The organism is Pseudomonas farris (assembly GCF_019145235.1).
GTDB classification, from domain to species: domain Bacteria; phylum Pseudomonadota; class Gammaproteobacteria; order Pseudomonadales; family Pseudomonadaceae; genus Aquipseudomonas; species Aquipseudomonas farris.
In genome coordinates this window covers 1-15,076 of the sequence record NZ_JAHSTV010000025.1, presented here as the reverse complement: position 1 = coordinate 15,076, position 15,076 = coordinate 1, and the positions used below count along the sequence as shown (strand labels likewise).

At 59.5% G+C, this 15,076-nt stretch carries 11 protein-coding genes and 1 riboswitch; of the genes, 7 read left to right on the top strand and 4 right to left on the bottom strand.

Annotated elements, in window-relative coordinates:
* Positions 1 to 66 precede the first annotated feature (66 nt).
* The 5 genes from KVG95_RS29415 (at position 67) to KVG95_RS29395 (ending at position 8,055) form a co-directional block, all read left to right on the top strand.
* A complete protein-coding gene (locus KVG95_RS29415; RefSeq protein WP_048397782.1) occupies positions 67 to 1,956 on the top strand; it encodes a DUF1302 domain-containing protein in 1,890 nt (629 codons plus the stop codon).
* Positions 1,957 to 1,984: 28 nt separating this feature from the next.
* Positions 1,985 to 3,349: a DUF1329 domain-containing protein gene (locus tag KVG95_RS29410; protein ID WP_048397784.1), complete on the top strand. Its 1,365-nt coding sequence runs from the start codon at positions 1,985 to 1,987 to the stop codon at positions 3,347 to 3,349.
* 393 nt (positions 3,350 to 3,742) lie between these two features.
* Positions 3,743 to 6,481: a winged helix-turn-helix domain-containing protein gene (locus tag KVG95_RS29405; protein ID WP_217858936.1), complete on the top strand. Its 2,739-nt coding sequence runs from the start codon at positions 3,743 to 3,745 to the stop codon at positions 6,479 to 6,481.
* Positions 6,482 to 6,566: 85 nt separating this feature from the next.
* Entirely contained in the window at positions 6,567 to 7,208 is a 642-nt protein-coding gene (locus tag KVG95_RS29400) for an MBL fold metallo-hydrolase (RefSeq protein ID WP_123719488.1), read from the top strand.
* A 118-nt stretch (positions 7,209 to 7,326) separates the two neighbouring features.
* Complete coding sequence (locus KVG95_RS29395; protein ID WP_217858935.1) at positions 7,327 to 8,055, top strand: YiaD family glycine zipper/OmpA-like lipoprotein; 729 nt, start codon at positions 7,327 to 7,329, stop codon at positions 8,053 to 8,055.
* Between the two features lie 48 nt (positions 8,056 to 8,103).
* Here KVG95_RS29395 and KVG95_RS29390 read toward each other — a convergent pair whose 3' ends face one another.
* The 4 genes from KVG95_RS29390 to KVG95_RS29375 all read right to left on the bottom strand — a co-directional run bounded on the left by KVG95_RS29390 (position 8,104) and on the right by KVG95_RS29375 (position 12,142).
* Positions 8,104 to 9,051 (bottom strand): IS110 family transposase, encoded by a 948-nt coding sequence (locus tag KVG95_RS29390; protein WP_217858081.1) that lies wholly within the window; start codon positions 9,049 to 9,051, stop codon positions 8,104 to 8,106.
* A gap of 253 nt (positions 9,052 to 9,304) precedes the next feature.
* Positions 9,305 to 9,889 carry a TMEM165/GDT1 family protein gene (locus tag KVG95_RS29385; RefSeq protein WP_217858937.1) on the bottom strand — a complete coding sequence of 195 codons (585 nt, stop codon included), beginning with the start codon at positions 9,887 to 9,889 and terminating at the stop codon, positions 9,305 to 9,307.
* A 91-nt stretch (positions 9,890 to 9,980) separates the two neighbouring features.
* Positions 9,981 to 10,105, bottom strand: a riboswitch (yybP-ykoY riboswitch).
* 39 nt (positions 10,106 to 10,144) lie between these two features.
* On the bottom strand, positions 10,145 to 11,143 hold the full coding sequence (locus KVG95_RS29380; RefSeq protein ID WP_217858934.1) for a methyltransferase: 999 nt from the start codon (positions 11,141 to 11,143) through the stop codon (positions 10,145 to 10,147).
* Positions 11,144 to 11,176: 33 nt separating this feature from the next.
* A complete protein-coding gene (locus KVG95_RS29375; RefSeq protein WP_217858933.1) occupies positions 11,177 to 12,142 on the bottom strand; it encodes a 2-hydroxyacid dehydrogenase in 966 nt (321 codons plus the stop codon).
* Positions 12,143 to 12,233: 91 nt separating this feature from the next.
* On the opposite strand from KVG95_RS29375, the gene KVG95_RS29370 reads away from it, so the two are divergent.
* Complete coding sequence (locus KVG95_RS29370) at positions 12,234 to 12,863, top strand: LysE family translocator (RefSeq protein ID WP_217858932.1); 630 nt, start codon at positions 12,234 to 12,236, stop codon at positions 12,861 to 12,863.
* A 262-nt stretch (positions 12,864 to 13,125) separates the two neighbouring features.
* The gene (locus tag KVG95_RS29365; RefSeq protein WP_217858931.1) at positions 13,126 to 14,808 is read left to right on the top strand and encodes a fatty acid--CoA ligase; all 1,683 of its coding nucleotides are present in this window, start codon (positions 13,126 to 13,128) and stop codon (positions 14,806 to 14,808) included.
* Positions 14,809 to 15,076: the final 268 nt, after the last annotated feature.

The window sequence follows — 15,076 nt, the reverse complement described above, 5'->3', positions numbered from 1 at the left end:
TTCCGGTCACCCACAACGTTTTTAAAAGTACTTAGCCATAACAATAATGCACATGGAGTAGCGTCGATGACATCAGTAAACCAGTTCTGGCGCCGGGCGAAACTGCCCCTGGCGGTCAGTCTCGCCTCTTCGCTCGCCGGGCCTGCATTCGGCGTCAGTTTCAACGTCGGTGAGATCGAAGGTCAATTTGACTCATCCCTGTCGATCGGAGCCAGTTGGTCTACTCAGAGCCCCAACAAGAATCTTATCGGCGTCAATAACGGGGGCCACGGCCTGTCCCAGACGTCCGATGACGGTCACAACAACTTCAAGAGCGGCGAAACTTTTTCGAAGATCTTCAAGGGCATCCATGACCTTGAATTGAAATACGGCGACACCGGTGTCTTCGTCCGGGGCAAATACTGGTACGACTTCGAACTCAAGGATGAAAGCCGCGAGTTCAAGGACATCAGCGACAGCAACCGTAAAGAAGGCGCCAAGTCCGCTGGCGGCCAGATCCTCGACGCCTTCGTCTACCACAACTACGCCATTGCCGATCAGCCGGGTTCCGTGCGTCTGGGCAAGCAGGTCGTGAGCTGGGGTGAAAGTACTTTCATCGGCGGCGGCATCAACTCGATCAACCCGATCGACGTGTCCGCGTTCCGTCGTCCCGGTGCCGAGGTCAAGGAAGGTCTGATCCCGGTCAACATGTTCTACGTGTCCCAGAGCCTCACCGACAATCTGTCGGCCGAAGCCTTCTATCAGCTGGAATGGGACCAGACGGTTGTCGATAACTGTGGCACCTTTTTCTCCCAGCCAGACATCATTGCCGACGGTTGCGACAACAACCTGCGCGTGCTGAACAAGCGCTCGACCATTCCGGCCGCGGCCCTGCCTACATTGACCAGGCTGGGCGTCGACGTGAACGATGAAGGTGTGCTGGTGCGTCGTGGGGCGGATCGCGATGCGCGGGACAGCGGCCAGTGGGGCGCGTCCCTCAAATACATGTTCGAGCCGCTAGACACCGAGTTCGGTGCCTATTTCATGAATTATCACAGTCGTGCGCCGATCTTCAGCGCCACCGGTGCTCCAGCGGCGGCCTACGCCCGGGCAGCGGCTTTGCCAGGGGCGCTTCGTGCTCTGGCGCCGTTGGTGGTCGCAGGTAATTCCGAGTACTTCGTCGAGTACCCGGAAGATATCCGCCTCTACGGTCTGAGCTTCTCCACTACCCTGCCTACCGGTACGGCGTGGAGCGGTGAGATCAGCTATCGTCCGAACGCGCCGGTGCAACTCAACTCCACCGACATCCTGTTTGCCGGCGTACGCCCATTGGGTGGCGCCCTGACCAATGCTTCGCTGCTCCCCGGTGTACCGGGTCAGGATCTGCACGGCTATCGCCGCAAGGAAATCACCCAGTTCCAGACCACCCTGACGCACTTCTTCGATCAGGTCATGGGCGCCAGCCGTCTGACCCTGGTGGGCGAAGTGGGCGTGACCCATGTTGGCGGTCTGGAAAGCAGCTCTGATGTCCGTTACGGCCGTGACCCGGTCTACGGTCCTGGTGAACTGCCCAATACCGGCGGCCTCAACACCTGCTCGGCGATCCTTAACACCAGCACCATCAACGGTGCCGGCGCGGGTGCCGCTACCAACAACCGCAGCCGCAACTGCAACAACGAGGGCTTTACCACATCGATGTCGTGGGGTTATCGCGGTCGCGCCATCTGGGATTACAACGACGTGTTCGCCGGTGTGAACCTCAAGCCGAACGTGGCCTGGTCCCATGACGTGAGCGGTTACTCGCCTGGCCCTGGCGGTAACTTCGAGGAAGGTCGTAAAGCGGTGAGCCTGGGTGTCGATGCCGAATACCAGAACACCTACACCGCGAGCCTGGCGTACACCAACTTCTTCGACGGCAAGTACACCACCGTGGATGATCGCGACTTCGTTGCGCTCAGCTTCGGCGTGAACTTCTAAGCACTGTATTTTCAGGACGAACACATTTATGAAAATAACAAAGAGTCTGTTCCACGTTGGCGTTCTGGGGCTGTCGCTGCTGGCAACCGGTGTCATGGCGGCGGTCCCTGCGGCCGAAGCGGACAAGCTGGGCAAGAGCCTGACCCCGATGGGCGCCGAGATGGCGGGCAACGCCGACGGCTCGATCCCGGCCTGGAAACCCATGCCGAAAAACGCCGGTAGCGTGGATAGCAAGGGTTTTCTGTCTGATCCGTTCGCGAGTGAAAAACCGCAGTTCACCATCACCGCGCAGAACGTCGACCAGTACAAGGACAAGCTCGCGCCGGGCCAGTACGCAATGTTCAAGCGCTACCCGGAAACCTTCAAGATGCCGGTCTACCCGTCCCATCGCGGTGCCACCGTGCCGGATGACGTGTTCGCCTCCATCAAGAAAAACGCCACCAACACTAACCTGGTGTCCGGCGGCAACGGTCTGGAAAACTTCGAAACCGCGATCCCGTTCCCGATTCCGAAAAGTGGCGTTGAAGTCATCTGGAACCACATCACCCGTTATCGCGGCGGCAGTGTGACCCGTCTGATAACCCAGGCCACGCCGCAGCCGAACGGCTCGTTCAGCCTCGTGTACTTCGAGGACCAGTTCGTGTTCCGCGACAAGATGAAGGATTACGACCCGAAAAATCCGGGAAACATCCTGTTCTACTTCAAGCAGAAAGTGACCGCGCCGGCGCGTCTGGCCGGTGGTGTGCTGCTGGTACACGAAACCCTCGACCAGGTTAAAGAACCGCGTTCGGCGTGGGTCTACAACGCCGGGCAGCGCCGTGTACGTCGTGCGCCGCAAGTGTCCTATGACGGGCCGGGTACCGCTGCCGATGGCCTGCGTACCTCCGACAACCTGGACATGTACAACGGTGCGCCGGATCGCTATGACTGGAAGCTCGAAGGCAAGAAAGAGATGTACATCGCCTCCGACAGCTACAAGCTCGATGATCCTAAACTGAAGTACGCCGACATCATCAAGGCCGGTCACATCAATCAGGACCTGGCTCGTTATGAACTGCGTCGGGTCTGGCATGTGGTCGCGACCCTGAAGGAAGGTCAGCGTCACATCTACGCCAAACGTGACTTCTACATCGACGAAGACACCTGGCAGGCGGCTGTGGTCGACCACTACGACGGTCGCGGGCAACTGTGGCGTGTCGCCGAGGCTCACTCCGAGAACTACTACGACAAGCAAGTGCCGTGGTACGCCCTCGAAACCTTGTACGACCTGCAATCGGGCCGTTACCTGGCCCTGGGCATGAAGAACGAAGAGAAGTCGGCCTATAACTTCGGCTTCACTGCCAGCACCGCAGACTTCACGCCGGCAGCTTTGCGTCAGGAAGGCGTTCGCTAATACGATGTAAACCGAGGCCGCATCCTCGAAAAAACGCCCCGACTGGTTCGGGGCTTTTTTTATCGGAGTTTTGTATCAGGGCGCACTTGTTAACGCGGGGGGGGCTCGCGGAACGTCGGTGACTGTGATGGCCCTTTCGCGAGCAAGCCCGCTCCCACATTGGATCTTCGGTGGACAGACAATCTGTGAGCAATGGAGATCCAGTGTGGGAGCGGGCTTGCTCGCGAAGGGAGCGACACGGTTTGTCGAAAAAAACTGCACCTCAGGCTTGGCAACTTCTGTTCGTAGTCTTTTTGTAGCCATTTGTAGCAATAACCTTCAATAGCTCTTCGTTTACCGCTAGGCTGCGGACATCTGTAACGCCGCCATCAGCCTTTCAAACAAGAGCCGGCCATGACTGATCTGTCCCCACTTCCGGGCCCTGCAAGCGTTGCCGTCGCCGCATTGGACGGGCGCTTTTTCCGGCCTCCGCTGCCCGACGGCCATGTGCTGCGGCCGCGTTTGTGCGAGCGCCTGAGCGCCGGTCTCGGTGGCAGGCTGTTGCTGGTGAGCGCGCCGGCGGGGTTCGGCAAGAGTTCATTGGCGGTGGAGTTTTGCCAGGGGTTGCCGGATCACTGGCAAAGCCTGTGGCTAGGGTTGAGCCCTCGGGACAGCGATCCCGGTCGTTTTCTTGAACGCTTGCTTGAAGGTCTTCAGGAGTATTTTCCGCAACTGGGCAGCCAGGCACTGGGGCTGCTGAAAATGCGCCAACGTCATCAGCCGTTCGCCTTCGAAGAATGGCTGGACGGTTTACTCGATGAACTGGCTGTGCACCTTTCACCCGTTACACCGCTGTTGCTGGTACTTGATGATTATCATCTGGCCCAGGGCCCGGTGCTTGATCGTTGCCTGCAGTTTTTCCTCAATCATTTACCCGATGGCCTGCTGGTCATGGTCACCAGCCGGCAACGTCCCGACTGGCATCTGGCACGCCTGCGACTGTCGCGGCAACTGCTCGAGTTGCATGAGCAGGATCTTCGACTGACCCACGATGAAGCCCTGAGCCTGCTTGATCGGCACAGCATTTCATTGCGTGGCGAAGCGCTGGAGAGTTTGATTCAGCGTAGCGAAGGCTGGGTGGCAGGGCTGCGCTTCTGGTTGCTGGCGGCCTCCGAGGCGGGCAGCGAGGGCGCATTGCCCCAATCGCTGTACGGCGGGGAAGGGCTGATTCGCGACTACCTGCTCGAAGAAGTGATCGATTGCCTCCCCGCCGAGGTGCAGTCATTCCTGTACGAGACCGCGCCTCAAGAGCGCTTTTGCAGTGAGTTGTGCGACGCCGTGCGCGAAGCCCATGACAGCGCCGAGATCCTGCGTTTCCTGCTGGCGCATCAGGTGTTTCTGGTGCCGCTGGACGAACATGGTCACTGGTATCGCTATCACCACCTGTTTTCCGACCTGCTGCGCAGCCGGCCCACCGCCCAGGCGATGGTACCGACGGCCAGCCTGCATCTGCGTGCCTGCCGCTGGTTCAACGCCCAAGGGTTACTCGATGAGGCGGTGGAGCAGGCGTTGCGTGCCGGGCATCTGGACGTTGCAGCGAATCTGGTACAAAACCTCTCTGAAGAACAGCTGCTGGCCGAGCAGAACGTCGGCATGCTGCTGCGCTGGAAAATGGACTTGCCCGACAGCCTGCTAATCAGCACACCACGGCTGATCGTGCTCTACAGCTGGGCGTTGGGGCTGGCCTGCCAACTGGACGCCGCTGAGGAACTGGCCAGCCACTTGAGCCGCTTCCTGCCGGCCCCGTCGGCCACTGCGCAGAAATCCATGCTGGCGCAATGGCTGGCCCTGAGCGGCATCATTGCCCGGGGGCGAGGCAATCGCGAGCTGACGTTGCTCTATTGCACCGAAGCGCTGGAGAGCCTGCCGGCCAAACGCTATGGGCAGCGCCTGATGTGCCTCTCGACATTGTCTAACCTGGCCATTGCCGACAGCGACCTCTGGCGTGCCCGGGGGCTGAATCGTGAATCCCTTGAACTGGCACAACGGGTGGGCAATCCGCTGTTCGAGGCGCTGGCCCATTACGACCGCGCTCGTGTGCTGCAAGCGCGCGGGGAGATTCTTCGCTCACTGGATGAAGTCCGCCAAGGGCTGCAACGCCTGCAAGGCCTATCCCCGCAACGGCTGTATGCGGTGCGCGCGCGCCTGACCCTATACGAGGGTTTTTTGCTGGCGCTGCGCTTGCAACCCCAGGCCGCGCGGGCACGTTTGCTCGCGGGATTGGCCGAAGCGCGGGCCTGTCGCGACATCAGTGTGCTGATCGGCCACTGCGTGATTGCCCGTCTGGAGGGCAGCAGCGGCGAGTTCGCCAAAGCCTTCGCCGAACTCGCCGAGGCCGAGCGCCTGATGCACATCTGGGACGTCCCGCCGATTTACTACCTGGCGATGATCACCCTGGTCAAATGCGAACTCTGGCTGGCCCAGGGCCGTACCGACCTCGCCGAAGCCTGGCTTGCGCGATTGGGCCAGACCTACAACGGCGAGCATCCGGCGGCCCCTCCAGAATTCCATCCGCAATTGCCGCTGCACATTGAACTGCAACAGGCGGTGCTGGACATGATGAAAGGCCAGTCCATGCTTGCCGAAGGGCGCTTGAACGCGTTGCATGAACACGGTCAGCACAGCGGCCGGCAGATGCTCAGCGTGATGGCGCTGAGTCAGAAAATTACTCTGTTGCTGGCGGGCGGGCGTGAATCTGAGGCCCGCAAGGCGCTGGCCCAGGCTTTGGAAGCGGCCGCCGGTGGCGTCCTGCAACCGTTTGACCCATTGTTGACCGCACACCCGGACTGGCTGCGCGGGCAACTTCAACTCTGTGCGCCGACGGCCGTTTCGCAGAGTCTCTCGGAAAAACTTCCGGCCCTGGCCTCCCGGCCGGTGGTGGAGCCATCACCTGCTGCCGAACAACTCAGTACGCGTGAACTGGCCGTTCTGCGACTGATCGCCCAAGGGTGTTCGAACCAGGAAATCAGCGATCAGTTGTTTATTTCGCTGCACACGGTGAAAACCCATGCCAGTCATATCAACAGTAAGTTGGGGGTTGAGCGGCGCACGCAGGCGGTGGCACGGGCGAAGGAGTTGGGGGTGTTGGCGTAACGCATTTTTACGATGGACATGGGGTCAATGGATCAGGGCAAATCTGTGCCAAAATTGGTCATTCCTGTTTCCCGAGCGTGCCCCGATGTCCCAGCAACCCACCCTCATCCGCGAAACCTTCCCCGTCGGCCCTTTGCAGTGCAACTGCACAATCATCGGCGACCCGATCACCAAAAAAGCCATCGTGGTCGACCCGGGCGGCAATCATGAACTGATCCTCGCGCGTCTCGACGCCTTGGGCCTGAAGGTGGTCAGCATCATTCACACCCACGCGCACCTGGATCATTTCCTGGCTTCCGGGCAGCTCAAGGAGAAAACCGGCGCGACGCTGCACCTGCATAAAGAAGATCAATTCCTCTGGGACAACCTGGAGATGCAGTGCCAGATGTTTGGTGTGCCTTACACCCCTGTGCCATCACCAGATCGCTGGTTGGCCGACGATGAGGAGCTGGCTTGCGGTTGTGGCGTTGCGCTGCATACGCCGGGTCATACACCCGGTTCCATGAGCTTTTGGTTTTCAGAGGCTAAGCTGCTGATTGCCGGTGATACGCTTTTCAAGCGTGGGGTAGGGCGCACGGATTTATGGGGAGGCGATCAGGCGACTCTCGTGCGGTCGATCAAGCAACGGTTGTATACCCTCGACGAAGAGGCGACGGTGGTGACCGGTCATGGTCCGGATACTCGTCTGGGCGATGAAATGCGCGGTAACCCCTTTGTACGAGCCTGAAGATGCAGTTGTGAAAGGCACAACGGAATTTTTGGCGTTGGCCATGATCCAACGCCCGCAAAGGTTCATTGCTTAAGTCCGCTGCACCACAGAATGCAAAAAAAAGTAGGAGCTCTCCATGTTCACCTCGCGTCGTTTGATTATTGTCGCTACTGCTGTGGCTTTGTTGTCCGGTTGCGCATCGCAGAACCCTTATGACAACCAGGGTCAGGCTGATGGCGGTTCTACGGGCATGAGCAAAACCGCCAAATACGGTGGCCTCGGCGCCTTGGCTGGTGCACTGGCCGGTGCTGCCATCGGTCACGATAACCGTGGCAAGGGCGCGCTGATTGGCGCCGCCGTGGTGGGGGCTTCTGCCGCCGGTTACGGTTACTACGCCGACCAGCAGGAGAAAAAACTGCGGGCCAGCATGGCCAACACTGGGGTTGAAGTGCAGCGTCAGGGCGATCAGATCAAGCTGATCATGCCGGGCAACATCACCTTCGCCACCGATTCGGCGAACATCGCGTCGGGCTTCTACCAGCCGCTGAACAACTTGGCGGGCTCGCTCAAGGAGTTCAACCAGAACCAGATCGAGATTGTCGGCTACACCGACAGCACCGGCAGCCGTCAGCACAACATGGACCTGTCCCAGCGTCGCGCCCAGAGTGTGGCGACTTACCTGACCTCCCAGGGTGTCAGCGGGGCCAACCTGTCGGCGCGTGGTGCCGGGCCGGATAACCCGATTGCCAGCAATGGTGATGTGAATGGCCGGGCGCAGAACCGTCGCGTTGAGGTCAACCTGAAGGCGATTCCGGGTCAGGAATATCAGCAGCAGGGCCAAGGCCAGGTACAGCAGTATCCATAACATCTGTCCATAAAAACTGTGGGAGATTCTATGGTTGAAGGGAAGCCCTCAACCAGCTTTGGGTTGATATTCGCTCTGTCCTTTCAGTAGAGCGAATACGATCCGAGCAAGCTTGCGAGCCAGTATCACCAGCGCCTGAGTGGTGCTGAAACCTCGAGCTCTTTGCTCTTCATAAAAGCCTTTCCAGGCTGGCGTACGGCTGGCCGACATAGCTGCATTGTGCAGAAGCCGGCGAGCTTCCGGGTCACCTCGCTTGGTCAAGCTCCGGCGCCCGTCTTTTTGCCCTGACTTCGCCACCCGCAAATCCATTCCCAGAAAGGCAATAAAGGCATCTGCGTTTCTGAAGTCGCCCCGCTGAAACGCCGTGAGCAAGCGGGCTCCGGTCAGAAATCCAATGCCTTCAACTTTCAGGCAACGCTTCAACTGACCGAGCAAACCGGCTTCTTTCAGATGATCATTAATCGTCTTTTCGACCAGCGTTTCAAGCTGCTGCATGGCTTTCACTTGCGCGGCGAAAGCAGATTTCAGCAGCGGTTCATTCGCCCAACTTTGCACCAGGCCGACCCGCGCCTGAACCAAGGCTGCGCGACGACGAAAAAGGCTCAAGAGCTGGCGGTACAGCGGTGATGGCGGGGTCCAAGGATGAAGATCATCACCTTCGTTCTTCAGATAGCGGGCGAGCAGTCTGGCATCCAACGCATCGGTTTTGGCGCGGATATTCACCCCTTTTCGGTAATGGCTGAGTTCATAGCCACCCACCATGTAAATCACGCAGCCAGCCTCATAGGCCAGATCGGCGAACTCCAGGTGATAGATATTGGTCGACTCAATGGCTACCGCGACTGTCCCCGACAAGGCTTTCAACCACTGCTTGATGGCAGCCTTGTTGTTGGGAATCTCTTCAAGCAGGTCAAGTTCGGCGTGATAGATCACCAGTTCGTTCTTGGCGACATCCACGCCTACGATTGGCTTTGTGACAGAAACCGGCATTGCCATTGGATTTCCTCCGGGATATGTTTTGAGCACTTGAAGGGCTCACCCAGAGGCGCAGGCTTGTTCCTATCGTCGGTCCTAGCCAGATGCATTCTTTATCGGCGCTTGGGTGAAAGGAGGAGGGGCGAAATCTCCCACGGATCTGTACTGCGTCAACAGTCAGAATCGGGCTTTGTCCCTCCTCCTCCCTTCAAGTCCTACCATACAAGCGGGCTTGCTCGCGAAGAACGATGACACGGTCTAATGACTTACGGCGTCAAACCCACCCACTGCTCTCCATCGCCTTGTACACCGCAACAATCGCCAGGATCAGGAACGCCGACGCCGCCAGGCGACGGATCAGGGTCAAGGGCAGTTTGTCCGCCGCAAAGTTACCTGCCAGTACCACCGGCACGTTGGCAATCAACATCCCGACGGTAGTGCCGATGATCACCAGCCACAGATCCGGGTATTGCGCGGCGAGCATCACCGTTGCGACTTGGGTCTTGTCGCCCATCTCCGCGAGGAAGAACGCAATCAACGTAGTCAGGAACGGCCCGAATTTGCGGGCGGTGCTGGCTTCGTCTTCGTCCATTTTGTCCGGCACCAGCGTCCACAGGGCCGTAGCGGTGAAGCTCGCGGCGAGGATCCAGTGCAACGTCGCATTCGAGAAGAAACTGCCGAACCAGGCGCCTACCGCACCGGCTGCCGCATGGTTGGCCAGGGTCGCGGCGACGATGCCGGCGATGATTGGCCAGGGCTTGCGAAAGCGGGCAGCGAGAATGAGCGCGAGCAGTTGCGTCTTGTCGCCGATTTCGGCCAAGGCAACGATTGCGGTGGGAACGAGCAGGGAATCCAACATCATCAGGGTTTTCCTAAGGGGCGGGTCGACACGGCTATGACACGTACAGCCTTCCCGCCCCGGGTAAGGTGTTCGTGTCATAGGTCTTGTCAAACCCTGCGATCCGTCTGATGCGGACGCTTGGGTCGCATACGCCATGGTCTGAGGACCAAGTATGTTGACGTATGCCGGACGAGCATGGCGCTCGTGGGAGACTACTCCCCTAGGACGGAGCGGATTCTGCCTAGGCAGAATCCGTTAGGCAAGCACTTATTATCAGCCGCGCTTGGCCCGGTAGATTCGGAAACCCTGTCCTTCAGCCTTGATCGCACACACGCCCAAGTGCTCTTCGATCAGCGGTTGATACTTCAGGAAGCTGTTCGCTACCAGTCGAAGTTCGCCGCCGTTTTTCAGATGTTTAGCCGCTTTTCGCAGCAAGTTCTCGGTGGCGAAGTAATCGGTGTGTACGCCGACATGGAACGGTGGGTTGCTCAGGATCGCGCTCAAACCCATGGGCGCGGCATCGATGCCGTCACCGGTCATCACCTCAGCATCCAGGCCGTTGGCGGCCAGGGTCAGGCGACTGCTGGCGGCGGCAAACGCATCTACATCAAGCAGAGTGACCTGGTTGTGCGGATAACGCCGCTTGACCGCCGCCCCCAACACACCCGCGCCGCAACCGAAGTCCAGCAAGTGGCCGCTCGGCAGTTTGTCCAGGTGCTCCAGCAGCAGGGCGCTGCCGCGATCCAGGCGACCGTGGCTGAACACGCCCGGCAGGCTGATGACTTTCAATGGGCCTTCGGCCAACGGCAGTTCGTAGGTCTGTGCCAGGCTTTCCAGCGACTTGGCTTCTGGTGCATTGGCCACGGTGACCTGCCAGAGTTGGCAATGCCGTGCGCTGTCGAGCTTACGGGGTTTGCCGAAGGGATTCAGTTGCTTGGCCGCGCCTTCGATGCCGCTGCGTTTTTCGCCTACCAAATACAACTCACGGCCGGCCAAACGAGAGGCGAGGGCGTTGAGGATGTAGTCGGTCAGGTCTTTGGACTTAGGCAGAAACACCACGGCGCTGTCGAACTCGCGCTCCGGCGCATTCACGCCGAAATGGCTGCGCTCGGCGAAACGGGCGTTCAGTGCCGTTTGATCACCAGCATGCCAGCACCAACCGTGGGCATCGGGCAGCCGGCCCAGCAAATCATCGGCGGGCAAACCGGCCAGCAGCACCGAACCCTGGAATAACTCAGCCTGACGAAGCAGTACTTCACTGCGCGGATCCATACTCTGCTCCTGGAAAAAAAGTGCCGCAGTTTATCAACTGACGACCCGCAGCGCTTGACCGCTGAAGTAGCCTTGGGCGTTTTCGGTCAACTGGCCAACGATTCGCTGCCGCGCCTCGCGACTGCCCCAAGCGTTGTGCGGGGTGACGATCAATCGTGGGATATCGTGGGCCAACAACGGATTGCCCGCGGTGGGTGGTTCGATGCTCAACACATCAGTGGCCGCACCGCCCAAGTGACCGTTGCGCAGGGCATCAGCCAATGCTTGTTCGTCAATCAATCCGCCGCGCGCGGTGTTGACCACGAAAGCACCGGGTTTCATCGAGGCCAGTTCACGGGCGCCGATAAAGTGGCGAGTGTGTTCGTTGAGCGGGCAGTGCAGGGTCAGGGCGTCGATTTGCGGCAGCAGTTCATTCAGCGGCAAACGATCCGGCCGGGCAGGGCGCCCCGGAATCTGCCCCAGCAACACGCGCATACCGAACGCCTCGGCCAACCGCGCCACGGCACTGCCCAGTTCACCGTGGCCAAGCAGGCCGAGGGTTTTGCCTTCGAGTTCGACGATCGGGTAATCAAGCAGGCAGAACTGTTTCGCTTGTTGCCAGCGACCTTCGGCGACCGCTTTTTGATAGTCGGCCAGGCGCGTCGCCAGATTCAGCAGCAACATGATCGTGTGCTGAGCCACCGACGGCGTGCCATAACCCTGGCAGTTACAGACAGTGATTCCGTGAGCACGGGCGGCGGCGAGGTCGACGTTATTGGTGCCGGTGGCGGTGATCAGGATCAACTTCAATTCTGGGCTGGCCGCCATGGCCGCCGCATCGATCAGGATTTTGTTGCTGATGGCGACGGTGGCGCCTTTGAGGCGTTCGACCACCTGATCAGGCGTGGTTTGCGCGAACAGCTGCAAGTCGCTGAAGCACTCGCGTAGCGGACTGAGGTCGAGATCGCCGAGGTCCAGGGACGGATGGTCGAGGAAAACGGCGCGGCGAGAGTTCGTCATCAACTGTACCTTTTGTGCATTGAACTGAAGGCGTAATCTGACGAGCCTACCAGATGAAACAAACAGTTACGCTGGCCCAAAAGGAGCCCCCATGTATTGGACAGAGTTCTTGACCGTTGCCCTGATTCACCTGCTGGCCGTCGCCAGTCCCGGCCCGGACTTTGCCGTGGTTGTGCGTGAGAGCGTGACCCATGGTCGCCGTGCCGGAACCTGGACCGCGCTGGGCGTCGGCTCGGCGATTTTCCTGCACGTCGGCTATTCGCTGTTGGGTATCGGGTTGATCGTGTCTCAGTCGATCGTGCTGTTCAACGCCTTGAAATGGGCCGCCGCCGCGTACCTGCTGTACATCGGTTTCAAGGCCTTGCGCGCGCAACCGGCCCCACCTGTGGCTGACGACCTGCATCAGGAGGCCGGCGAACGTACCGCGCGTGGCGCTTTCACCTCGGGATTCGTGACCAATGGCCTGAACCCGAAAGCCACGTTGTTTTTCCTGTCGCTGTTCACCGTGGTGATCAGCCCGCACACACCATTGGCGGTACAGGCCGGTTACGGGATTTATCTGGCCGCGGCGACGGCAGTCTGGTTCTGCCTGGTGGCGATGCTGTTCAGTCAACAGCGCGTGCGCGCCGGTTTCTCCCGCATGGGCCACTGGTTCGACCGGACCATGGGCGCGGTGTTGATCGCGATCGGCGTGAAACTCGCGTTCACCGAGATGCACTGATTCCCGACCCTCTGTAGGAGCTGCCGAAGGCTGCGATCTTTTGATCTTGACGATTTTCGATACCGCCAAAGATCAAAAGGTCGCAGCCTGCGGCAGCTCCTACGCCGGGTTCAGCTGCACGTTCGTACCTATAAATGCTGGCGCAAAGCTAGCATTTATACGGTTGTGCAAATCATCCCTTTGGCTGATTTGGCTGGCGTTCAAGGGCTCTAGAGTGCTTAGCTTTAAAAGCCAAGACCGTGCAGTCAGAAAAGGGACTCTTATGTTGCAGACTCGCGTTATCCCCCCAGCCGAGGGCGCTTACCAGTATCCGCTGTTGATTAAACGGCTGCTGATGTCCGGTGCCCGTTACGAAAAAACCCGCGAGATCATCTACCGCGATCAATTGCGCTACAGCTATCCGACTCTGATCGAACGGGTCGCGCGGCTGGCCAACGTGCTGACGGCCGCTGGCGTGAAGGCCGGAGATACCGTGGCGGTGATGGACTGGGACAGCCATCGCTACCTGGAATGCATGTTTGCCATCCCGATGATCGGCGCGGTGATCCACACCATCAACGTGCGCCTGTCGCCAGAACAGATTCTCTACACCATGAACCACGCCGAGGACCGCTTCGTGCTGGTCAACAGCGAGTTCGTCGGGCTGTATAAGGCGATTGCCGGGCACCTGACTACTGTGGAGAAAACCCTGCTGCTGACCGACTTGCCGGAAAAAACCGCCGACCTGCCAAACCTGATTGGCGAGTACGAGCAATTGCTGGCCGCTGCGAGCCCGCAGTACGACTTTGAAGATTTCGACGAAAACTCGGTCGCCACCACGTTCTACACCACCGGCACCACCGGTAACCCCAAAGGCGTGTATTTCACCCATCGCCAGCTGGTGCTGCACACCATGGGCGTGTCGACCATCATGGGTTCCATCGACAGCGTGCGCCTGCTGGGCACCAACGACGTGTACATGCCGATCACCCCGATGTTCCATGTGCATGCCTGGGGCTTGCCATATGTAGCAACCATGCTCGGGCTCAAGCAGGTCTACCCCGGCCGTTACGATCCCGAGTATCTGGTGGAACTGTGGCGCAAGGAGAAGGTGAGCTTTTCCCACTGCGTGCCGACCATTCTGCAAATGGTCCTCAATGCCAAGGCGGCGCAAAACATCGATTTCGGTGGCTGGAAAATCGTCATCGGCGGCAGTGCGCTCAACCGTGCGCTGTATGAAGCGGCCAAAGCCAAGGGCATTCAGTTGACCGCCGCTTACGGCATGTCGGAAACCGGGCCATTGGTATCGTGCGCGCACCTCAACGAAGAGCTGATGGCCGGCACCGAAGACGAACGCACCACCTACCGGATCAAGGCCGGTGTACCGGGGCCATTGGTCGAGGCGGCGATCGTCGACACCGACGGCAACTTCCTGCCTGCCGATGGCGAGACCCAGGGCGAATTGGTGTTGCGTGCGCCGTGGCTCACCGAGGGTTATTTCAACGAGCCGCAGAAAGGTGCCGAGCTCTGGGCCGGAGGCTGGTTGCACACCGGCGACGTGGCGACGCTGGACAGCATGGGCGTGATCGACATTCGCGACCGGATCAAGGACGTGATCAAGACCGGCGGCGAGTGGATCTCCTCCCTGGACCTGGAAGACCTGATCAGCCGCCACCCCGCGGTACGCGAAGTAGCAGTGGTGGGCATCGCCGATCCGCAGTGGGGTGAGCGGCCGTTTGCGCTGCTGGTGGTCCGCGACGGGCATGAGATCGGGGCCAAGGATCTCAAGGAACACCTCAAGCCGTTCGTTGAGCAGGGGCACCTGAGCAAGTGGGCTATCCCGAGCCAGATCGCCATTGTTACTGAAATTCCCAAGACCAGTGTCGGTAAGCTCGACAAGAAGCGCATCCGCGTCGACATCACCGAATGGCAGGCCAACAACAGTACCTTCCTCTCGACGCTTTAAGCGTCATCTGGCGCGCCGAAAACGGCGCGCCAGACCCACCAAGCAAGCGCTTGGCTTGTGAAATCCGAATTTTCAGCCATCCTTGCCGTGCCGACATGTGTCGGACTGGCGAAAGGACTGTTCCAGAGTGGCCGGCAGCTGCAAATCACACTTTAGAGGGATCAAGCACTACTACCTGCTGGCTATAGTCCGCTCAAGGAATTTTTAAGAACGGAGCGCGCACAAAACGGGGCGATGCAACTTTGGAGTGACGTCGGAACCGCTTGGC

What these genes read in the sequence shown, in the direction of transcription:
- KVG95_RS29415 (WP_048397782.1), top strand. Translation starts at nt 67, where the DNA reads ATGACATCAGTAAACCAGTTCTGGCGCCGGGCGAAACTGCCCCTGGCG.
- KVG95_RS29395 (WP_217858935.1), top strand. Translation starts at nt 7,327, where the DNA reads ATGTTCACCTCGCGTCGTTTGATTATTGTCGCTACTGCTGTGGCTTTG.
- KVG95_RS29365 (WP_217858931.1), top strand. Translation starts at nt 13,126, where the DNA reads ATGTTGCAGACTCGCGTTATCCCCCCAGCCGAGGGCGCTTACCAGTAT.
- KVG95_RS29405 (WP_217858936.1), top strand. Translation starts at nt 3,743, where the DNA reads ATGACTGATCTGTCCCCACTTCCGGGCCCTGCAAGCGTTGCCGTCGCC.
- KVG95_RS29410 (WP_048397784.1), top strand. Translation starts at nt 1,985, where the DNA reads ATGAAAATAACAAAGAGTCTGTTCCACGTTGGCGTTCTGGGGCTGTCG.
- KVG95_RS29380 (WP_217858934.1), bottom strand. Translation starts at nt 11,143, where the DNA reads ATGGATCCGCGCAGTGAAGTACTGCTTCGTCAGGCTGAGTTATTCCAG.
- KVG95_RS29370 (WP_217858932.1), top strand. Translation starts at nt 12,234, where the DNA reads ATGTATTGGACAGAGTTCTTGACCGTTGCCCTGATTCACCTGCTGGCC.
- KVG95_RS29375 (WP_217858933.1), bottom strand. Translation starts at nt 12,142, where the DNA reads ATGACGAACTCTCGCCGCGCCGTTTTCCTCGACCATCCGTCCCTGGAC.
- KVG95_RS29400 (WP_123719488.1), top strand. Translation starts at nt 6,567, where the DNA reads ATGTCCCAGCAACCCACCCTCATCCGCGAAACCTTCCCCGTCGGCCCT.
- KVG95_RS29385 (WP_217858937.1), bottom strand. Translation starts at nt 9,889, where the DNA reads ATGTTGGATTCCCTGCTCGTTCCCACCGCAATCGTTGCCTTGGCCGAA.
- KVG95_RS29390 (WP_217858081.1), bottom strand. Translation starts at nt 9,051, where the DNA reads ATGGCAATGCCGGTTTCTGTCACAAAGCCAATCGTAGGCGTGGATGTC.